General features: G+C 57.5%; 22 protein-coding genes and 1 tRNA gene. 14 read left to right on the top strand and 9 right to left on the bottom strand.

Translation table 11 applies throughout. The annotated features are described in order from the left end of the window. The first annotated feature begins 27 nt into the window (after positions 1 to 27). From BM438_RS46045 to BM438_RS01515, 4 genes are all read left to right on the top strand, one after another. Complete coding sequence (locus BM438_RS46045; protein ID WP_244179215.1) at positions 28 to 1,047, top strand: AAA family ATPase; 1,020 nt, start codon at positions 28 to 30, stop codon at positions 1,045 to 1,047. 148 nt (positions 1,048 to 1,195) lie between these two features. Next, positions 1,196 to 1,597, top strand: coding sequence for a single-stranded DNA-binding protein (locus BM438_RS01510; RefSeq protein WP_093632583.1), 402 nt, complete (start codon positions 1,196 to 1,198; stop codon positions 1,595 to 1,597). A gap of 75 nt (positions 1,598 to 1,672) precedes the next feature. After that, positions 1,673 to 1,843 carry a hypothetical protein gene (locus tag BM438_RS45300; RefSeq protein WP_167378280.1) on the top strand — a complete coding sequence of 57 codons (171 nt, stop codon included), beginning with the start codon at positions 1,673 to 1,675 and terminating at the stop codon, positions 1,841 to 1,843. Between the two features lie 76 nt (positions 1,844 to 1,919). Continuing rightward, complete coding sequence (locus BM438_RS01515) at positions 1,920 to 2,573, top strand: hypothetical protein (protein ID WP_143131630.1); 654 nt, start codon at positions 1,920 to 1,922, stop codon at positions 2,571 to 2,573. Positions 2,574 to 2,922: 349 nt separating this feature from the next. Here the strand turns inward: BM438_RS01515 and BM438_RS01520 are convergent, their stop codons facing one another. Continuing rightward, positions 2,923 to 3,846: a phage exclusion protein Lit family protein gene (locus BM438_RS01520; protein WP_093632585.1), complete on the bottom strand. Its 924-nt coding sequence runs from the start codon at positions 3,844 to 3,846 to the stop codon at positions 2,923 to 2,925. Between the two features lie 634 nt (positions 3,847 to 4,480). Here BM438_RS01520 and BM438_RS46050 point away from each other — a divergent pair. From BM438_RS46050 to BM438_RS01540, 4 genes are all read left to right on the top strand, one after another. Next, entirely contained in the window at positions 4,481 to 5,653 is a 1,173-nt protein-coding gene (locus tag BM438_RS46050) for a hypothetical protein (protein ID WP_244179216.1), read from the top strand. Positions 5,654 to 5,738: 85 nt separating this feature from the next. Continuing rightward, positions 5,739 to 6,413, top strand: a complete 675-nt coding sequence (locus BM438_RS01530) for a DUF2971 domain-containing protein (protein WP_167378281.1) — start codon at positions 5,739 to 5,741, stop codon at positions 6,411 to 6,413. Between the two features lie 593 nt (positions 6,414 to 7,006). After that, positions 7,007 to 7,777: a hypothetical protein gene (locus BM438_RS01535; RefSeq protein ID WP_093632587.1), complete on the top strand. Its 771-nt coding sequence runs from the start codon at positions 7,007 to 7,009 to the stop codon at positions 7,775 to 7,777. 632 nt (positions 7,778 to 8,409) lie between these two features. Next, a complete protein-coding gene (locus tag BM438_RS01540) occupies positions 8,410 to 8,766 on the top strand; it encodes a hypothetical protein (RefSeq protein WP_093632588.1) in 357 nt (118 codons plus the stop codon). Between the two features lie 72 nt (positions 8,767 to 8,838). Here the strand turns inward: BM438_RS01540 and BM438_RS01545 are convergent, their stop codons facing one another. Both BM438_RS01545 and BM438_RS01550 read right to left on the bottom strand, forming a co-directional pair. Beyond that, positions 8,839 to 9,060, bottom strand: a complete 222-nt coding sequence (locus tag BM438_RS01545) for a hypothetical protein (protein WP_093632589.1) — start codon at positions 9,058 to 9,060, stop codon at positions 8,839 to 8,841. Then, complete coding sequence (locus BM438_RS01550; RefSeq protein WP_208620593.1) at positions 9,057 to 9,470, bottom strand: hypothetical protein; 414 nt, start codon at positions 9,468 to 9,470, stop codon at positions 9,057 to 9,059. The genes BM438_RS01545 and BM438_RS01550 overlap by 4 nt, the downstream gene beginning before the upstream one ends. A 298-nt stretch (positions 9,471 to 9,768) precedes the next feature. Here BM438_RS01550 and BM438_RS01555 point away from each other — a divergent pair, with 298 nt between their 5' ends. Further along, positions 9,769 to 11,004, top strand: coding sequence for a hypothetical protein (locus BM438_RS01555; RefSeq protein ID WP_093632590.1), 1,236 nt, complete (start codon positions 9,769 to 9,771; stop codon positions 11,002 to 11,004). 93 nt (positions 11,005 to 11,097) lie between these two features. Here BM438_RS01555 and BM438_RS01560 read toward each other — a convergent pair whose 3' ends face one another. Then, positions 11,098 to 11,730: a DUF4760 domain-containing protein gene (locus BM438_RS01560; RefSeq protein ID WP_093632591.1), complete on the bottom strand. Its 633-nt coding sequence runs from the start codon at positions 11,728 to 11,730 to the stop codon at positions 11,098 to 11,100. A 245-nt stretch (positions 11,731 to 11,975) separates the two neighbouring features. Between BM438_RS01560 and BM438_RS46060 the strand changes: the two genes are divergently transcribed. Then, positions 11,976 to 12,539 carry a hypothetical protein gene (locus BM438_RS46060; RefSeq protein WP_244179217.1) on the top strand — a complete coding sequence of 188 codons (564 nt, stop codon included), beginning with the start codon at positions 11,976 to 11,978 and terminating at the stop codon, positions 12,537 to 12,539. A 157-nt stretch (positions 12,540 to 12,696) separates the two neighbouring features. Here BM438_RS46060 and BM438_RS01570 read toward each other — a convergent pair. The 3 genes from BM438_RS01570 to BM438_RS01580 form a co-directional block, all read right to left on the bottom strand. Beyond that, positions 12,697 to 12,772, bottom strand: a tRNA-His gene (locus BM438_RS01570). A gap of 102 nt (positions 12,773 to 12,874) precedes the next feature. Then, positions 12,875 to 13,876 (bottom strand): tRNA dihydrouridine(20/20a) synthase DusA, encoded by a 1,002-nt coding sequence (gene dusA, locus BM438_RS01575; RefSeq protein WP_093632593.1) that lies wholly within the window; start codon positions 13,874 to 13,876, stop codon positions 12,875 to 12,877. Between the two features lie 111 nt (positions 13,877 to 13,987). Then, a complete protein-coding gene (locus tag BM438_RS01580; RefSeq protein ID WP_093632773.1) occupies positions 13,988 to 14,335 on the bottom strand; it encodes a hypothetical protein in 348 nt (115 codons plus the stop codon). A 351-nt stretch (positions 14,336 to 14,686) separates the two neighbouring features. On the opposite strand from BM438_RS01580, the gene BM438_RS01585 reads away from it, so the two are divergent. The 3 genes from BM438_RS01585 to BM438_RS01595 all read left to right on the top strand — a co-directional run bounded on the left by BM438_RS01585 (position 14,687) and on the right by BM438_RS01595 (position 17,618). Continuing rightward, a complete protein-coding gene (locus tag BM438_RS01585; RefSeq protein WP_093632594.1) occupies positions 14,687 to 16,279 on the top strand; it encodes a tetratricopeptide repeat-containing sulfotransferase family protein in 1,593 nt (530 codons plus the stop codon). Further along, the gene (cysC, locus tag BM438_RS01590; RefSeq protein WP_093632595.1) at positions 16,276 to 16,851 is read left to right on the top strand and encodes an adenylyl-sulfate kinase; all 576 of its coding nucleotides are present in this window, start codon (positions 16,276 to 16,278) and stop codon (positions 16,849 to 16,851) included. Before BM438_RS01585 ends, cysC begins: the two co-directional genes overlap by 4 nt. 107 nt (positions 16,852 to 16,958) lie before the next feature. After that, the gene (locus tag BM438_RS01595; protein WP_208620594.1) at positions 16,959 to 17,618 is read left to right on the top strand and encodes a trimeric intracellular cation channel family protein; all 660 of its coding nucleotides are present in this window, start codon (positions 16,959 to 16,961) and stop codon (positions 17,616 to 17,618) included. On the opposite strand, the gene BM438_RS01600 is transcribed toward BM438_RS01595, so the two are convergent. Further along, positions 17,604 to 17,816, bottom strand: a complete 213-nt coding sequence (locus BM438_RS01600; RefSeq protein ID WP_093632596.1) for a DUF3820 family protein — start codon at positions 17,814 to 17,816, stop codon at positions 17,604 to 17,606. The two genes, BM438_RS01595 and BM438_RS01600, sit on opposite strands and share 15 nt — an antisense overlap. Positions 17,817 to 17,955: 139 nt before the next feature. On the opposite strand from BM438_RS01600, the gene BM438_RS01605 reads away from it, so the two are divergent. Continuing rightward, on the top strand, positions 17,956 to 19,008 hold the full coding sequence (locus tag BM438_RS01605; protein ID WP_093632597.1) for an NADP(H)-dependent aldo-keto reductase: 1,053 nt from the start codon (positions 17,956 to 17,958) through the stop codon (positions 19,006 to 19,008). A gap of 86 nt (positions 19,009 to 19,094) precedes the next feature. Here BM438_RS01605 and BM438_RS01610 read toward each other — a convergent pair whose 3' ends face one another. Continuing rightward, entirely contained in the window at positions 19,095 to 20,378 is a 1,284-nt protein-coding gene (locus tag BM438_RS01610; protein ID WP_093632598.1) for an MFS transporter, read from the bottom strand. Between the last annotated feature and the right edge of the window lie 55 nt (positions 20,379 to 20,433).

The following is a 20,433-nucleotide window of genomic DNA, read 5'->3' on the forward strand; positions in this document are numbered from 1 at the left end:
CTGTTGCGCGCGGTGAAGGTGCCGCCGATGCGTTACCGGCTGCAATCTGCTGATGACCTGATGAACGCGCCGCCGCTGCGTTGGCTTGTGCGCGACGTGGTGCCCGCCGATTCGCTTGTGGCCTTGTTCGGTCCGTCCGGTTCCGGCAAGTCGTTTCTCGCGCTCGACCTTTGTGCCGTCATCGCGGGCGGCGGTGAGTGGTTCGGTCATCGCGTTACGGCCGCGCCGGTTGTGTATGTCGCGCTCGAAGGCGAGGTGGGTTTGAGCAAGCGTGCGAAGGCATGGAGCGCGCGCAACCGCCGCACGCTGCCGGATGACCTGCGCTTCATTATGCAGCCGTTTAACGTTAGCAATCTGTCCGACGTGGATGACCTCGCTCGTGCGGTGCTGGCTGGCGGCGGCGCGGACCTCCTTGTTCTCGATACGTTGAATCGCGCCGCACCCGGCGCCGATGAGAATAGCAGCCGCGACATGAGCCAAGTCATTAACAACCTCGGGACGCTGAAAGACCGGATCGGCTGTACGGTTCTCGTTGTTCATCATACGGGGAAGGACACGTCCAAAGGCTTGCGCGGACACTCGTCGCTGTTTGCAGCGCTCGACGCCGCGATTGAAGTACGTCGCGATGGTGACCGCCGCGAATGGTCGGATGCCAAGGTTAAGGAAGGCCCTGACGGGGAACGGCATCGCTTCGCGCTGCTGCGCGTGGACCTTGGCGAGGATGAAGACGGCGAATCGGTTACGTCCTGCGTCATCGCACCCGACGAAAGCACCGTCGCCGTCGCGCGCCCCATGCCGAGTGGCAAGACGCAACGCCTCGTGTATGCGGTCATGGACATGCTATTGAGCGAATCCAGGCACTTCGACAAGGCGGGCGCACCTTCGGGCCGTCCTTGCGTCGAGCTTGAGGCCGTCGTGCCGGTAATCGCCGAGCGCCTGTTATGTCGCCCCGACCAACGGGAATACCAGGTGCGTCGGGCGCTTACGTCGATGACCGGTAACGGGGAGATTTACCAGGCGCGGGGTGGGTGGTTATGGATGAACTGACGACCCGCACAAGCCGCACAAATCGTTCATTTGTGCGGCTTGTGCGCACAACACACACAACACCCTTTAAGGGTGTGTGTTTTGTGCGTGCCTCTCTGTGTGAGGTTTTTTCCGGAACGGCGCGCAGCTCGCAACGGGGAGTATGCGAATGATTGATGGGTTAATTGCGGGCAAGTTGTACGGCAAGCCGACGGAGCGCGTGGGCGCCAGCGGCAAGTCGTTCGTTACGGCAAAGGTGCGTGCCGCCGCAGGCGATGGCGAATCACTGTTCGTCAACGTCATCGCGTTCGACGCCGTTGCGAAAGCCGCATTGCTGGCACTCAACGACGTCGATTCCGTGGCGCTGGCCGGCGCGCTCACGCCGAAGGTATGGGTCGATAAGAACGGTGATGCAAAACCGGCGCTCGATATGGTTGCGCACGGCGCGCTGACGGCGTATCACGTGCAGCGCAGACAAAAGGCGATTCAACCCAACGATGCTGCGACGACGAGCGGCGCGAAACGCGCGATGTGCGGCGGCGACCTTTCCCACATGCAAGACGATTTGTAGGAGCGCGAGCCAGAAAGCCCGTGTAATGTAGCAATCGTAGATGTTTTGTTCGATAAATGAAGAGGATGCCTAATTATGGACACTGTAATGGTACCGAAATCATTGCTTGCAAAGTTCAGTTGGGATGGGCGCAAGCAGGAGTATTTCGCTTTGATTCCGAAGGACCGCCTGGACGGAACCGTAAGCTATACCCGCTTCCGCGTCGAATTCCCGCCCGAAGGTGGCTTCCTACTTATCCTGCAGTAACTACCATCCGTTTGAAAAGGATTGAGCTATGAAACCGCAAAACCAAACTCAGGCCGAACGCCTTGCAGAACTCGAATTGCTCGCCAACGAGACGGGGCTGCTTGACGAACTCAAAATGCGGCAGCGCGTGGAAATCGACAAGCGCCGCATGGAACTGGCCGCAAAACTTGATGCACTGCCCAATCCGGAGCGCGAACTTGCCACCCTCGCGAAAGAAGCTGCTCGCGTGCACGCTGCTCGTGAAAAGGCTGCGGCTGAAGATCGCGAAGCGGACCGTCTCGATAAAGAGACAACTGGACGTCTAGTGATGGCAACCATGATGAAGGCAGGCGAACGGCAGCATATCTTGACCGAACTCGAGCGCGCTGCACCGCCCGAGCTCGAAGATGCATTGGACGATTTGAGCCTTGCGGATAATTTGCTGCGCAGCGCCTTTCGGGTCGATGAAGTTGCGGGCCGGAACTGGTTGGGCCAGCGCGTCAAGAAGGTGACTTCGAATCTTGATGGCATCAGCTCCGCGCGCAAACAGATCGCAGATGCGCAACAGTCGATTCGTGAACTGGCGCGTGATGGCCGGACGCCGAGTGTTGCAATGGTGTCGCGCTGTGCGGAAATTGTGGAAGCAGCGCTGCAACTCGCCTTCGAATTTATTCCTGTGAAACTGTGGGACCTGCGTCGTTCGAAGCCGCTTTCCGATATCGTGGCCGAAGTTACAGGCTACGCAGAATAGTCGCAGCTTGGCGGCGCATGCCGGCGACAAACCGTCGCCGGCATGCGCTGCCTCGTCCGAAATAGGAGGCATATTTCTGGGGCGAGTGCATCAACATGTTGTACTCGTAAAATGCAACCACATGCGGTGCTACAGAGCTGACTTCGGAGTCGGTCCATCTCATCTGGAAGTATTTTGAACGATGCAGCCCAACCCTTTCGGCACTCCGCCATATGTCCAAGCGACCGGCGTGAAGCTCACGTTCGGCGCGCGTCCCTTATCAAGCTAGTGAGACATTCGCGGACGGCAATGAAGACTCGCACGAGCGCTTTCTTCGATTAACAATCAACCGCGCGCGGTTCGATATGTATCAGTCAAACATCGCAATTAACGATTCCACCAATCTACGCGGACTGTTGGTAACTATATCAAGGGTCCGATGCTGACGACGTAGCGCACCAACAAGCAGACATGCTGCGTAGATCCAGTATGTCGCGTCCTCTGGCAACGTCACAGTTCCAGTAATTGCTCTGATGCGCGCGGCAAGAGGTGGATATTCGAATGGAACGCCACCGTGCGTGGCGATCGGCGTAATTTCGTGGAGCATCAAACTGCCCAGCGCCATTGCAGCGGCACGCTTGTTGAGTACCTGAGAGTAGCTGTGTCCATGCGCCTGTGCGTAGGCGGCGAGCTTATTCGTCATGAAGTCGCGGGCCCAAGTATCACAAAGCAACTCTTCTTCCGCTGGATCGGCTGGCCGTTGACTATCCCGGTCGAGCATCACGTGTCGGAATTCGTGAAATAGCACGAAGGCAGTCGCAAGCAAAGTCAGGTCATAAGCCGATGCTGTCTCGATCGAGGCGCTCGAACGGTTTAGGCCAGGCTGTGGAACATCCTGCGGCCAAACGCTCGGGTCGGTATCGTTTGATTCAATGATCTCCCTAGCGGCCACGAGTCTTGTCTTGTAATGCATCTCAATCTGACCACGCTCTTCGTCGTCACCCAACGCATCCTCAAGGCGCTTCGACGTGCCAAGCGCGATGGCGATCGCTGGGCTGTACGTTGCAATAGATTCCCACGCCGAAAAACCGATAATCCATAGTACGTCGAGCGCTTTATGTTGAAAAAGAATGCGACGCTTGTTCGCATTGAAGGTAAAGCCGCGCGTATCGCCCGCAATTTCGACGGAAGGCGAGTAAGTCTTCCAAAGCCGACGGAACTCTGGAGTACGTTCAGGAACGGCTGCTTCAAGAAGTAACTGCACGGCTTGTGATGGGGTAATTATTTGGTTCATTTTTTGTCAGAAAGTGCGGTTTGTGAACGACGAGAAAAACATATTTTTCGAACTTGGTCGCTGACCAAGCACCCCTAGAGGGCCTCGGACCTCCGACGGGCAAGTGCCGGTGAACGTGGGGGAGCGTCATTTTTTTCGGCAGCAGAATCAAGCGAGGGGGTATCCGCGAAACGACGAAAAATTTGAACAGGGTCGCGCCGAATATAACCAATAGGAGAATCCGAACGTAGCGTCAATTCCGTCGTCAATCAATCCAGACGGCTCTGCTAGGCCGTTCTGCGACGATCGCGACCGGCCGAGTGTCGACTCATAGGCGGGAGTGCCCCTGCCATGTAGCCGTCATTCACAACCGCCGAAGTGGACATCCGGGTAATCATCGACGGCAACACTGTCGACGGCTCGCGCATCGAGCTACGCGAAATCGTCGGGCTGCAAGGTGACCTGTCGAGTGCAGAGGCAGCGACCTGATACGTTCGCCCAAAAAAGACCCACTGGAAAACGGCGAGCGGTGTAGGGACCTCTGTCCGCGTCGAGGCTTTCCTGCGGACACATCCAATTCTAGGTCCCACCACGATCAGAGGCGACGAAACACGTGGCGTATAGTAATGCAGCGATCGTCCGGCACGCTCACACCATGACCAAGAAGAATATGCTTCCGACTGAACTTACTCCTGTTCGAGACGCGGCCCGTCGAACTTTGGGCGAAGTTCGCCCAGGACAAATTACCGATTTTCGCGCTCTTTATGGTGGCCGCCGATCCAACGCCGGACGCGCCTTACCTGAATATTATCTAGTCTATTTTCTTCTCGTGGAATTGCTCGACTTTCAGAACCTTGGGCAGGGTGACAAGGTGGCGTGGTCGGTGCCGGTTGAATACAAGGGGCATACATACCTAATCGAGCATCGCAAAATGGGATTGGGCGTCTTCGCAGATGACGTTGAAAGCAAAGAAGATGCGATCCGCGAGATCGTTATTCGAATTAAAAAGGCGATAAAGAACGCTCAGCCTTATTTCGAATGGCTAGCAGATCAGGCTCTCGCGCGTTCCGCCGTGAACGTGACGAACAACAGTAGCGAACTGTTTGATCGCTACGAATTTTTAGCCGGGAGCTTCAAGGCAAAGGCAACCGAGGCACAGACGCGTACCCGTGAACGTATTGCAATCAAAGAGAGCAAGGAGCGTTATGTCGGTCCGATCTTCGTCAGCACCCAGTTGCGGCGAGAGGCCAGATGGCTGGCGCTTGCTGCCATTGATGCATTCTACAGTTGGACTGAGCACGTCTTCATCCATATCGCAATCCTGCTTGGCCGCGCTACGACCGCTGACGAAATCACCGTTTTGGCTCAGGCGGAATGGTCGGCGAAATACAGAGCGGTCTTTGATTTGCGCGATAAGGAAGCTAAGCAGTATTTTGATCAGCTAAGCGAAATCCGCTTCGAACTACGAAATTTCACCGCGCATGGTGCATTTGGAAAACGGGGCGAAGCTTATCGATTTCATTCAGGCGCAGGCGCGGTCCCCGTGTTTTTGCCTCATAAGGCGGGGAGCCGAAAATACCGACTAGGGGCTGGAATCGCTTTTCGAGAAGAGGACGCGCTCCTCCTCATCGATTCATTTATTGCCTATCTTTGGTCAGATGGGCGTGAACCTGCGCGAGCGTATCTGCACGATACCGAATTGCCGATCGTCCTGACGTACGCCGCCAATGGCACCTACGCCGCCGCGATGACCTCAGTCGAGGACATGAATGCATTCATAGAGCATGAACAAGCGGCTTGGGATCGCGCGGCAGACATGGATTTTTAGGTGTTCGCGCGCATCGCCGTAAATGACATTGGTATCTGCGGGAGTCGATACAATACGCGAACCTACCACGCTCGGGGTGACCTGCATGCGGCTTTACTATCTAACTGCAGAAAAGTGGGCGCAGAAGACTATCGAAGAACGCCGGATGAAAATCTCGCTCTTCGAGGAACTCAATGATCCATTCGAGCTATTACCTCATATTCTGCCGAGCCGCCAGCATCGAAAGGTTGCCGAGGTATTGCGCATGCACCTGTCTAAGCAGCGTGGAGTGATCTGCTTTTCGACTGATTGGCAAAATCCGGTCATGTGGGCGCATTACGGCGCGAAACACTATGGCATCTGTCTCGGGTTCGACATTCCCGACGAACTCGCAATGCGGGTTGGCTATGAGCCGAACCGGCTGGACTTCAACATTGATCTTTCGGCGCACAACGCTGGCGTCACTCCCGAGATAGTGAAGACCATGCTGCTCACGAAATTCGAAGCGTGGCGATACGAGAACGAATACCGGGTGATGGCGGAACTGCAAGATAAAGACGAGGATGGACACTACTACGCCGACTTTGGCGAGCTTTTGATGCTGCGTGAAGTGGTCATTGGGGTGCGCTGCGAAACCTCACAGCGAGAAGTTGCGGAGTGGATCGGAGAACTAGGCCATAACGTTGACATCCGCAAGGCACGGCTGGCGTTCAAGCAGTTCAAGATTACCGAACAGCTCATGCAGCCCGTCCTCGTAGCGGGTCATAGCAAAGCTAAGTAACGATATACCATGTCCTCGCTATTCCATTACACCTCAAACGTGACGTAGAAACGTCCGATCGTCGCAGCTCGTTGGGGATCGTGCCGATCAATGCTGGTGGCTTTGGTGCGACCAACACGGCCGCCGAGGTGTTCGGGGCGCAATGAAATCGAGCCGTTGTAACGGCGATTCGCGCAGCTCTACGACTGGATCGGCGATGAGGTTGCGCACTTCAATCCATATTCGATCAAGACGCCGAAGACGCCGCGTAGGCGACCGACACTTCGCCCCAAGGGGACATGTCACGAACGGCAATTGTGCGCGCCAAGCGCGTTGCAATGCATGCGGTCGAATGACTTTGATCATCCACTACGGTCGTTCGTTACGAGACCATGCCAATGGTCCTTCGAGGTACAACGGCCGTCGATGTCGACGCCGAGACAGCTGGCAGTTTGGCCAACACAGACAGATAATTGAGCAAACAGGTGAGACAAATATTTCGCCAAACGCCTATATTGGCTACTTCGGGCAAAGGGACCTGCTAACCCTACCCCGTTACTTCAACCAGTAGGTGACCTTTGGAACGCGATCAACCACACTACGTCCGGCGCTACATGGCTGCTCTTGCAACGCCAGCCATCGATCGGTGGCAAAACGATGAGGCTCATCGGGAGTTGGCCAAGAAGCGCAGCATGCAGGTGATTCAGACGCCCTCGGATACCGAACTTTCACTTTCCCCAGTCGGGGTGTCTCGGGAATTTGGATTTTTGCGCGACTTTTGGAATCTGTTTTACGAGTGCATTCAGTCATGTCAGGCTCTCGATCTCATTCGAGACCTTGCATCCAACTCCGTAGACGTCATCGAGCCGAAACGACATACTGCAACGGTAACTTTTTGGATGGAGAGCTATCTAAATGAGGTATATATCTTTCAGTGCAGGTTGCTTGATCTCATCAAATTCATCCAGCGCCGCTACAAGAGTGATGCCGACTTCACGGATTTCGTCGTAACAGTAGGAGACTCTCTCGCAGAGTTCGTGCAGGAGCAATTGGCTCCCCTGATTAAGGATCGCGGTACGCACGTTCACAAGAGACGCCATCGGCGGGCGGATCCTGAACTGGCAAAGCTAACGCTCCTAGACAAGATGATCGACGTTCTTGGTCACACAGAGCTCAACGCAACGCGGGAGCAATCGCGAAAGGATACGGCGTCTTGGCTGTCCACCCAAGTGCGACATTACTCCGACTTGGCGTGGCACCTCTTCGATGAGGTGTGCCGGGGTTTCGCTGATGGAATCCTTCTTGATATCGACAGGATCATCGTGCCCCTTCATCTCAAGGACAATCCACGTGCTTTACTTGAAATACTACGACCTGACACTTAACAATCATTCCAGCGGGCTACCTTCGCCGGTCGCTGAATCCACGCTTCAATGCCCGCATCGCGTCGTGAAGCGGCAGTAGATCTCCAGGGTAGTGAGCTTCGGCTTTGGCCGATAACGAATGCACATTACCTGCGCTCAACCGGCGGCTTTCAGAGCGAAGCAGTCGCACCGATGTCCATGCGGCAAACTTGCCAAATGACGCTTCCTGGCAGAACTCGGAAGTTTGATGAAGGACCGATCCGAAGCAGACGGTTATTTGTCCGATAGACCGCCATGCGGGCGGCTTCGGACATGGGAGCACAACAACTGGCAGTATCCGCCGGATACCGAGCACGATCAGATTGATACCTACCTGTATATCTGGATGCTCGGCAGATGCTACGCCCATAGGCCATCGGCGTGGAAACGATATCCATCCGAAAAGCTGGATTTCTGCTACCGCCCAACCGTTTCGTCCGAGCTTCTCGCTTTGTTCTGGCACAGCAGTTCAATGCTGACCGGTGCAGCATCCGCCGCGTATCCAAGAGGGTAATTCCCAATACGCATGACGACTACCGGGGCCGTTAGTACGTGTTGGGCGGCGACTGTCCGAGCGGTTGTTTCAGCAGAAAAGAACAAGGCGGAGAGGCGGTATGAGAAAGATTATTGTCCTGGGGCTCGTAGCTGGACTACTTGCCGGCTGCACAACGGAAGCGCAAAAAGAAGCTCAGGAAGACCGGCAAGCCTTCTTGCAGTGCAAGAAGGCGAACCCGACTAGTTGGGGCGACAAATGCAACGCGGAAATGAATATGTATTACACCACCGCAGGAGCAGCCCAGGCCGATTCCGCCCGCCGAGCGCAGACAGCGAATGCGATTGCATCGGGTCTCCTCGCGGGCGCGGCAGCCGTAGCGGCGGGAGCGGCAGCAGCGGAAGCAAGTCGGCCTGTCTATTATGTTCAACCAGTCGTTGTTCAGCCGGTCGTAGTTTGTCGGTGGGGTTGCTACTGACACGTTACCGTAGACGCCGCACCCTGCATTCGCCATACATGACTGCAATCAATTGAAATTGACCGGATGGCCTTAACGACGAGCGCGGCGGCTTGGGTCGCGCTGGCTTGGGTCTACGCCGAGTTCCTTCAACCGCGTCCGTAGTCGCTGGTTATCGGCAAACAACCCGCCAAACGCCAAAACGAACAGCAGCAGATAGAACCACTCGCCGCTGTAGTGAATCAGCCCCCACGCGGCACCAGCACACGCGATGGCAGCGAGCAGAAGCGCCGCTTTATCGAGTAGCCAGTTCATGCCGCCGCCCGCTGGCGAGACGCCAGAAACGCGTAGTTTCCGCGTGACGGACTATCCATCAGCACTTCGGGGTGGCGCTGAATAAACGCCAGCATCGTATCGGGAATCACCAGCCCAACGCGGGCTGCTGTAGTCCGTGCAGTAGCGGCAGCAGTAGCACCGCTAGTGCATTTCATGGCGGCGTTCGCGGCGACGACAAGCGAGCCAATGCACGCGCCTACATAGAACGATGCGCTCAATGCACCGACGACCGATAGCGCCTCAAGTGCTGTTGTCGCGCCGATCAACTCTGCGACGGTTGCGCCCGGTCCCAGCGTCTTGAGTGCGCCCAGCATCGTGGCGACATTCGAAGCCGCCGCCTGAATGGAGCCAAACAGGCTAGTGGGAGCAGGCAGGCCCAACGCACTCATGTTTTCTGTAAATGTCTTGCCGAAATCGCCGCAAGTCGCCATAGCGTGCTCTGTAATTCAACTAGGGAACGCCAATTTTAACCGACAAATAAAGCGAATTATCCAGCTCGCCGTAGTTGATGCGTCATGCATGGGCGAACCGGCGCGGGCTTATGCATTTGACTGGACGACTCACCGCGCACCGCCGCCAATTGCGCGAACTCTGCTGCTATGATCGTCAGCTGCAGTCGTTTGCAGGGATATCGCTATCAGAGCGAAACTTGGCCTCCGTTAAATTTTCGACCTGACTGGAAATGTAATGCACCCTTGGGAACGCCGACTGCGGGATCTTTCCGGACTTCTAAAAAATTGCGGGGATGCCTATTTTTCTCCCGACCTCTTTCGGCGAAACACCAATCAATTTCTTCAGACTTCCCGGACAGTTACCTTCATTATTCAAAAGAATAAAAAGGAGATTCCTGATTACGCAAGCTGGTACGAAAGCAACGTAGTAGCTCCGTGGTCGGCAGATACCGCGATGAAATGGGCGAAAGACGCGAGAAATGTCATTGAGAAAGAAGGTGATCTAGATCTTGCTAGCGCCCTTCATGTCGATCTTGTGATCTCACACAATGCATCCGAAGACATAGAAATATCGACGACCAAGGCAGAATTGCTAAAGGCCGATACGGGAAAGTTGCTCCGTCATGCCTTGGCCGCGCTTCCCGCTGCTACTCTCGATGTGGCGGTGTTGAAGATCGAGCGGCGGTGGGTAGCTAACTCCTTTCCTGCTGTTGAGTTAATCTACGTGATGACCTACGTGTATAGCCGAGTTTACGAGGTGTGCCGTGATCTTGCGATTCATCTAGGTGGCGAACTGGACACGTCAATTCCTCATCCTACGGCGCTTGATCCAACTTCGAACGATGTGTCGCGCACGAGATACATCAAGATGGGGCAATCCGGGCTTGGCAAGCTGGAGACCATCCGGATGGATGCAGACCCACATTTTAAGGCTTCACCGGAATTATTGAAAATAAAAGATGAATTCGAAAAAACCGGGAATCCGGGGAATGTGCGTGAAACAGTGGAGCTAATCGCAAAATTGGCGAAGGCTACGTTCGATCAATATAGAAATCATGTTCCCATGCTCTTTCTTTTTGACGAAAAATGGAAGCAGATTGATTTTATATCCGCCGCTTTTGCCGATCAGGCAGACAAATTTATATTTTGGCGTAACGCAGCTGATCGGGCAAATTACCTAAAGGCCTTCGGTTTTGTATGGGTTTGTGAATTCTGGATTCGTGACCTTAAAGGTAGAGGGGATGTTCCGTTCCGGCAACTGCCAATTGTCGGCGAAAGGCTGCATGTAATCGGAGGCGATGTGAGAGACGAACTATCGGCAATTACTTGGAATATTCGTCGGACGACTGCCGATGCGAAGCCCATTCTGGAAGAAGTCGAGCCGGATGATGAGTTTGCTGCCGATGGCGCGTTCTTGTTTTTGCATCCGATGGTCACCGCGATGAAAGCTGCGCGGAGAACGGGAGCCTAGGACCGCCTTTCCGCGCCCCACATCGCACAGCCCGTGGGTTTGTCTAATGGTGTTGCGCCAATGCAATTGATACAACGTCGGTCCAGCCTAACCTCAATCTACTAGCATAATCTCATCGTTTAGAAATTCCGTTAGTTCGGCTGGCGTCGGATGGCGGGGTTGGTCTGCACCTTGAAATGGGCTTACCCGCTGGTACAGCCCCTCCAGATCAACCCATATCGTTGAGTCGCGGTTACGTACTTCCGCACGGTATGTCTTGGTGAGGTGGTAGTAAGGCGAAAACCATTCGTAAAAGTCATGCCACACGAATTCGGTTTCGATTACGCCCCGCCGCTCAAAAAGCGCGACCCCTTCGATAAAATCCAGTACTGCATCGATATCTGCTGTCCCTTCTCCGGGGTGGTCCTTCAATGATTTGGCAGCGAGCGCTCGTTTGGTTCGCATACGCTGGCTGTCGAAATCATCGTTGAGCTTCATCAGCACTTCTACGCCGAGCGTGATCTTGCTTTGCTGTACCTGTGAGTGAAAACTCCACACCGCGACCCATACGGCGCATGCAGCAAACAAGGCGCTGGCACAGGTAGCGAAAGACCCCCAAAGAGACCATCTTTGAACCGCGTTAGCGACCTTGAGAAAGGTTCCGGTCTGGTAGACCGTAGCCAGATAGAAACCAATCGCAGCGGCTAGGACCAGGAACACGGCGAGGGAGTATTTGTCTTTAGTCATGGCGTTGGTTTTGGCGGTAAGCCGGGTTCAAGCGCCGTGTGATCATACTTCAGTTGCTTCCAGTGGTACCCCCGTCGCCTGACAGAAACGCCCTGATCGTCCAGTATCGCCGTCCATCGTTTCCGACTGAATTCGGGATCGTCCCGGCGTTCACCCGCTGGTATGACGTAGCCCCAGTGTCGTTGTCTGCCCCGCTAATTTCAAAGCATTGCGCAAAGTTGCGCTCCCCCCACTAGGATTGGCGCGTGTTTCGACCATCTGCTCAAGCGGGTTTCGACCGTCTGCTCAAAATTGAGCCGATGGTGTTCGCGGATTTCCGCGTGCTCGCTGTCGCGCATCGCGTGGATATCGCACAAAACGTTGTCGTGACGTTTGCCGAACGCGACCGCGACCGCGACGCGCGAAGCTGGGTTGCAAGGGCGTTGCAAATTGCGCCCCCCCTTGAACAGCAAACCTCACGCAAAGGGTCCATCATTTTGATGCCCCCTTTTACGGCAACGCTCACGAAAAGGAGGGGCAGTTTGGTCACCCCCTTTGCCGTACAGCGCGACGGCAATCTCGCTAAGCGTCAAGTGCGGCTGCCCGTTTTGCGGATCGGCGTAGGAGGTGTCGCCAAAATTGGCGACACCCCGTTCGCCCGCCTCTTTGCCCGTAAAGCCCATGGCGAGGAACATAAAGCCGTCTTTGGTCATGCGGCAAAAGGGGCGCGGTTTGCCTGTTCGTCCACGTATTTCGCTGGCGCAAAATTGCGTCGGCTGAAATCGTTGGGGCATTCGAGCCGGTCAAACACCTGCAGCACTTCGGTATGACCTCTGCCGAAATGGGCCGCAAGTCGGTTACGGGCGCGTAGCCCACTCTCAAAAATTTCGGGCGACGCGTTGACCGGAAATGCCTACATGGTGCCTACACGGACTCCAGAAAGCAAAAAGCCCAGTCGCAATGACTGGGCTAAGCGCTTGATTCTTTTGGGGTGGCTGATGGGGCTCGAACCCACGACAACAGGAATCACAATCCTGGACTCTACCAACTGAGCTACAGCCACCACTGACATCTGCTTGACTTGCCGGCAACTCATTGCTGAGAAACTTGGCTCGTCGATGAAGAAACGAGATTATACGAACAAGAATCCCGTTTGCCTAGTCCTTTATTCAAAAATTTCGACGGGCTCACGCAGATGCTGTCTTGCCTCATCGAAGATGGTCAGATCGCGCGCCGCAAGACGCTTGCTATCGGACAACACGCGACGCCATCCACGTGCCCCGGCTTCACCACGATAGAGGCCAAGCGCGTGACGCGTGATGGAACCAAGGTACGTGCCGCTTGCCATTTCAGCCGCGCAATATTCGATCAGCTTTGCCTCGATCTGCTCGCGCGTGAGCGGTGCATCTGTCGAACCATAGAAGCGTGCATCTACATCTGCGAGTACATAAGGATTGTGATATGCCTCACGCCCAAGCATCACGCCATCGATATGCTGAAGATGCGTCTCTACCTCATCAAGCGTTTTGATGCCGCCATTGATGATGATCTCCAGATGCGGGAAGTCGCGCTTCAACTGATACGCGTAGTCGTACTTAAGCGGCGGAATCTCGCGGTTCTCTTTCGGGCTCAGGCCCTTGAGAATCGCATTGCGCGCGTGCACGACGAATACGTTGCAACCGGCATCCGCGATCGTGCCGACGAAGTCGCGCACGAAGCTATATTCCTCGACCGCATCGACACCGATTCTGTGCTTGACAGTCACCGGTACTGACACCGCGTCGCGCATCGCCTTCACGCAATCGGCGACGAGTTTCGGCTCGTTCATCAGGCAAGCGCCGAACGCACCGCGCTGCACGCGCTCGGACGGACAGCCGCAATTCAGATTGATCTCGTCATAGCCCCATTGCTCACCGAGCTTGGCCGAGCGCGCAAGGTCGTCAGGCTCACTGCCACCGAGTTGCAAGGCGACCGGCGCTTCTTCGGGCGTAAACGCCAGATGGCGCGGCACATCGCCGTGCAGCAACGCGCCGGTGGTGACCATTTCGGTGTAAAGCCACGTATGACGCGATATCACGCGATGCAGCGAGCGGCAGTGGCGATCGGTCCAGTCCATCATGGGCGCGACGGAAACGCGGCGTGGACTGGGAGTTTGAGCTGAAGACATGGGGCGGACGGACGGCATCAATCAAAACCCGATTTTACCGCAAGGCATAAAATCTCCCGTTCGGTCCGCAGATTGGGCAAGGCGAGGGCAGGTCAACTGCCGCTCACCGCATCAATGCCCATGCCCTCCACTATGGCCGCCGCTGCTCCACGAACTGCCCCCGCTGCCGCCGTGGGAGCCCCCGCCGCCATGCCAGCCGCCGCCGCCGTGCCAACCCCCACCATGCCAGCCTCCGCCGTGCCAGCCTCCGCCATGCCCGTGGTAGTAACAGCACGAGCCACCCCAACCACCCCAGATGTCGACCGCACCGTAAGCCGGTCCATACGCCGGCCCGTAGGCATAACCGTAGCCGGGGTAATAGGGCTGCGCATAGGCATAGTCGTATCCTGGCGCGACCACGCACCCGGTGAGACTTGCCGCCACAGCTAACATCGCGATTGATGCAATAAGCCTGCTCACGATTTTCTCCCACGTATGTGAATGAGAAAAACGGCGCACCCGGGAGTTCAGCAGGATTTGTGTCCGCAAATTACTGCCCGCATTTACCGCCTGGCTTCCGCGACGCATGCACCGCAACCCAACGCCATAGCGGTCGCCCGTTACGCGATCCTTCCAGACTATGACGGATTCATCGTGCTGTAACAGTTGGTTAAATTTTCGCAACGTAACTGTAGGGCGCGCCTGATACTTTCCCGTCAGACAATTTCCCTTTGAATCCAGACTCATGCTGCTGCTGACGCTGGACGAAGAAGAACGCACTCCACATTGCCCGGGCCGCTTGATGCGAAGCCTGCAAGAACCTGGCCGTCAATGAAGCACGATCCACAGCCTGCGACCGCATCAGCATGGCGCGCCGAAGGCGACGCCTGTGCCGCTCGCGGCGATCTTGAGGCCGCACTCCAATGTTTCGACGCAGCGCGCTCGCTCGATCCCGCTGATGTCGTCGTGCTTGAGCGTCTCGCCGCGACGCTCGCTGCGCTGAACCGTTTTCCCGAAGCCGTCGTTCGCTATCACGAAGGGATCGGGCTCGATCCGCGCAACACCGATTTGCGTCACGGCCTCGGCTGGTCGCTCGAACAGATGCATCGACTCGAGCAGGCGGTAGACGCGTATCGCGAAGCAGTCCGGCTGAATCCCAAAGCCGATGGTTCGTACAACAACATGGGCAACTGCCTGCAGTCTCTCGGTCGTTTCGACGAGTCTCACGAAGTCTATCGCCGCGCGATCGAGGCCGCTCCGCGGGTGCCGCTGTACTACCGCAACTTCGTGCAGTCCAGACGCCTTGGCGCCGACGATCCGGTGTTCGCCGCGCTGGAGCAACTCGTCGGCGATGCCGCCTCGTTGACACCCGCCAATCAGGCGGAGATCCACTTCGCGTATGGTCAGGCGCTGTCTGATTTGGGGCGCAACGATGCGTCGTTCGAACACTTCCTGAAGGGCAACGCGCTGTACCGCACCGGCGTGCGTTATGACGAAGCCGCGTCGCTCGGTCTGTTCGCGCATTTGCCGGAACTCCTGACTTCAGAGGTGCTGGCGGCGAGGCGCGGTCAGGGCGATGCGTCGGACGCACCGATCTTTATCGTCGGCATGCCACGCTCGGGGTCGACACTGATCGAACAGATTCTCGCGAGTCATCCGCAGGTTTTCGGCGCGGGTGAGCGCACGGAATTCGGCGAGGCGTTGGTGAACTGCATCGGCCGCGATTTCGACGATCCCTTGCGTATCGATATCGAAGCCTTGCAGGGCGTCGGCCCAGCGCAATTGCGCACGCTCGGCGCCGACTATTTGCGCCGCATGCGGACGTCACTGCCGGAAATGCAAAACGCAACGCAAGGCTACGCACGCTTCACCGACAAATACCCGTTCAATTTCATCAACGTCGGGCTGATTCATCTGGCGTTGCCGAATGCGCGCTTCATTCATAGCAGCCGCTCGCCATTGCAAACTTGTCTGTCGATTTTTTCTCGAATTTTTCATGACGTGCCGTTCAGCTACGATCTTGGTGAACTGGGCCGCTACTATCGTGCGCACGGCGCGTTGATGGCCCATTGGCAACGCGTGTTACCCGAGGGCACGATGATCGAAGTCAAATACGAAGAATTGATCGACGATTTCGAAGGGAATGTCCGCCGCCTGCTCGCGCATTGCGGGCTCGACTGGGACGAGCGCTGTCTGGCGTTTCACGAGACTACGCGGCAGGTGAACACGGCAAGCGCGGCACAGGTGCGCCGTCCGCTCTACAGGACGTCGCTGCAGCGCTGGCAGCCGAAGCAGGCGCTGCTGCAGCCCTTGTTCGACGGTCTGGGGCCAGAGTTGGCGCCCGCCGGCAGCGTCAGCGGGCAGGGGCGGGCGCTTCTTGCAGATGCCGGGACAGCGGCCAACGGGACGGAGCGGAAATCGTGAGCGCAACGCGTGGAGCCGTCATCTGGATGACCGGCTTGTCCGGCGCCGGTAAATCGACCGTGGCCGAGGCCTTGCATCAACGTCTCAAGGAAGCCGGACACGCCTCGATCGTGCTCGACGGTGACGTGCTGCGGCGCGGCCTGACCGCAGGCCTCGGCTTCACTCCCGAAGACCGCGCCGAAAATCTGCGGCGGATCGCGCACGTCGCGGCGCTGGTCATGCAACAGGGCTTCATCGCGATTGCCGCGGTGATTTCGCCCGAGCATGAGAATCGGCGCATGGCTCGCGAGATCGTCGGCGCTGGTTTCGTCGAAGTGTTCGTGAATGCGCCGCTGACCGTGTGCGAAGTGCGCGATGTCAAAGGCCTCTACGTGCGTGCGCGGCGCGGTGAAATACCCAATTTCACGGGTGTTTCAGGACCGTACGATGTGCCGCTCGACCCCGATGTCATGATCGAAACCGATCGGATGTCGATCGAAGAGGCAGTAGGCCGTCTGCTGATGCATCTGAGCGCCATGGGTTGCCTGCCGAGGGAAGAAAGCGGGCTCGGCAGACCTCGTCTCGCGAAATAGTCGGCGCGTGGCATGCGTCTGTATTCGGCCGCGCAAATTTTCCACCCGGCGCGGCGCATTTCGCTATACCTTTTCGCCTACTCGTAGACAGAAAGGGTGATGCGTCGATGCCGACATTGTCGATACAAAAAATAAAGCCGAAAGTCGAAACGCTCGTTCTCGCGGCCGATCTGGCCGGCACGGTTGTTTTCGCAATCGAGGGCGCGGTGAGCGCGATGCGCGGCGGTCTCGATCTGCTGGGCGTGATGGTGATCTCGTTTGTCGCGGCGCTCGGCGGCGGGGTGATCCGCGACTTGTTGATCGGCGACTCACCGCCTAACGCGATACGCGACTGGCGTTATCCGGCCTTGACGTTCGCCACCGGTCTGCTCACGTTCATTTTCCATTCGACGGTGCAGCAGTTTCCTGTCGCGCTGATTACCGTGCTGGACGCCGCCGGCCTCGCGCTCTTTGCCGTCGCGGGCGTAGAGAAAGCGCTGCTGTTCGGAATCCGTCCGTTTATCGCGATGCTGATGGGCACCGTCACCGGTGTGGGCGGCGGCGTGATCCGCGACGTGCTGATGGCGCGCGTGCCGCTGGTGCTGCATGCCGACATCTATGCGACCGCTGCTTTTGCCGGCGCATTCGTTGTGGTGGTCGCGCGGCGAGCCGGCTTGTCGCCGGGCGTCGCGGCTTTAGCAGGCGGCGCGGCGTGCTTCGTCTTGCGCGTACTGGCAGTGACCTATGGCTGGCATTTGCCGAAGGTGTCGCTCTCAGCGCTTGCGTAACGGCTCGATCAGCGACGACAGACCGTTGTGATCGATCTCGTGCATCAATGCCAGCAGACGGCCGATTTCGCCCGTCGGAAAGCCCTGGCTCGCAAACCAGTTCAGATAGTGGCCGGGTAGGTCCGCGATCAGTCGGCCTTTGTATTTTCCGTAAGGCATCACGCGCGTGACCAGCAGTTCGAGGTGTTCGGGATTCATCGCAAGTGGGTCGACGGAAAGTTCATTGAGCGAGGTGGTGCGAGCGCCCGCTGAAGCAGCATTTTAGCTGCGCTGCAGGCATTGCGCCGGCATGGTAACGTCACCGTTTTCCGTTTTCACAATCAACAGGACAGGTTCGATGGAATACCGCAGACTCGGCGACTCGGATGTGAAGGTTAGCCTGATCGGTCTCGGCACCATGACATGGGGCGAGCAGAATACCGAGCAGGAAGCGCACGCGCAGATCGATTACGCGCTCGATCATGGCGTCAATCTGATCGACGCCGCGGAAATGTACCCGGTGCCGCCACGCCCCGAGACGCAAGGCTCGACCGAGCGCTATATCGGCACGTGGATCGCACAGCATCGCAGCGCGCGCGAGAAGATCGTGCTGGCCACCAAAATCGCCGGCCCGGCGCGTCAGCCGCACAATCCGCGTCATATTCGCGGCGAGGGCAACCAGTTCGACCGCAAGAACCTGACCGAAGCGCTCAACGATAGTCTGAAGCGTCTGCAAACGGACTACGTCGATCTGTATCAGTTGCACTGGCCGGATCGCAGCACGATGACGTTCGGCCGTCCGGCTTATCCGTGGGTCGATGACGAATATACGGTGCCGATCGAAGAAACGCTGTCGGTGCTCGCCGAATTCGTCAAGGCAGGCAAGATTCGCCATATCGGCGTGTCGAACGAAACGCCCTGGGGCGTCGCGCAGTTTTTGCGCGCGGCGGAAAAGCTCGGCTTGCCGCGCATCGTCAGTATCCAGAATCCGTATAGCCTGTTGAACCGCACGTACGAAGTGGGTCTGTCCGAATACGCGCATCGCGACAACATTGGTCTGCTTGCGTATTCGCCGCTGGCCTTCGGCTGGTTGTCGGGCAAGTATGAAGGCGGCGCGCGTCCGGACGGCGCCCGTATCACGCTGTTCGAGCGCTTTCAACGCTACAGCAAGCCGCAGGCGATTCAGGCAACCACGCGCTATGTGGAACTGGCGAAGCGTCACGGTTTGTCGCCCGCGCAGTTCGCGCTGGCCTTCGTCAATAGCCGGCCGTTCCTGACGAGCAATCTGATCGGCGCCACGTCGCTCGATCAGTTGAAGGAAAACATCGCCAGCGCCGAGGTGAAACTTTCGCCGGAAGTGCTCGCGGAGATCGATAAGCTGCATGAATTGCAGCCTAATCCGGCGCCTTGATGTAGCTGCTGGGGCGGCAAGGCGAGTCGATCCGCCTTGCTTGCCTCGAACTCAATCAACGTCGCCCAAGGCTCACCCAAGCTCGCTCAACGAATCTTCAGCGTCGAGCGCACTGCATTGAGCGCCAGCAAACTCACCACCGCGCAGAACATCAGATAGAAGCCGGGCGCGAGCTTGTTGCCGCTCGCGTCGATCAGCCACGTGATCACGAAGGGCGCAAAGCCGCCGAACACCGTCACGCCGATGTTATAGCTGACCGCGAGACCGGTTGCGCGTGTCTGCGTCGGGAAAATCTCCGACATCAGCGCAGGCAGTGCGCCGAAGTACGTCGCCTTCAATACGCCGATCCAGATCAACGCCAGCAGCATCGTGGCGAACGACGGATGCGCATTCATATACACGAAGGTCGGATAGACAGTCAGCAGCATCAACGTCGCGGCGACGGCCATGATGCGGATGCGTCCCAGGCTATCGGACAGGTGGCCGGCGAACGGTGTGAGCACCGTCAGCACGATTCCCGTTGCGAGCGTCGCTGAGAAGCCGGTCGAAGCGGGCAGATGCAGTTGCTTGATCGCATAGGTCGGCATGTACAGAATCATGTAATTGGCCGCGGTCGAAATAACCAGCGAGCCGACCGCGAGCAGCATGCGCACCTTCTGCGTGCCGAACAGATCGCGCAGCGGTGTGCGGGTTTTCGGCTCCGTGTTGAACTCGGCGCCTTCGTCCACGTAGCGGCGAATATAGAAGCCGACCGGGCCGATCGCGAGGCCGAACAGAAACGGAATACGCCAGCCCCACGATTCGAGTTGCGCCGATGTGAGCTGGCTCGTCAGCAACGCGCCGAAGCCGGAGGCGAGCAGCGTCGCCATGCCCTGACTGGCGAACTGCCAGCTACCCATGAAGCCGCGCCGCTCGGGTGCATGCTCGACCAGAAACGCGGTGGAAGCGCCGAACTCGCCACCCGCCGAGAAGCCTTGAACGAGTCGCGACAGCATGATGCCGGCTGGCGCCCATAGACCGATCGCGGCGTACGGCGGCATCACGGCGATCGTCAACGTGCCGATCATCATCAAGCCGATCGACAGCAGCAGCGACACCTTGCGCCCCGCACGATCCGCGAGCGAGCCGAGCACGAGTCCGCCGAGCGGCCGGATCATGTACGAGATGCCGAAGGTGCCGAGCGTGAGCATCAACGAAATTGCTTCGGTGCTCGCCGGGAAAAACAGCTTCGCGATCGTCACCGCGAAAAATCCATAGACGACGAGGTCGAACCATTCAAGCGCATTGCCGATCGACGCCGCGAGAATGATGCGATGGACCTTTGCGGCGGACGGCCGCGCGGCGCTGGCTTGCAAGGTGGACGTGCTCATCGTGGCGTGTCTCGTGGCGGATGCGGCTAACAGTTAACTGCGGGTTGGCGGCAGG

Origin of the sequence: Paraburkholderia aspalathi (assembly GCF_900116445.1) — a bacterium.
GTDB classification, from domain to species: Bacteria; Pseudomonadota; Gammaproteobacteria; order Burkholderiales; family Burkholderiaceae; genus Paraburkholderia; species Paraburkholderia aspalathi.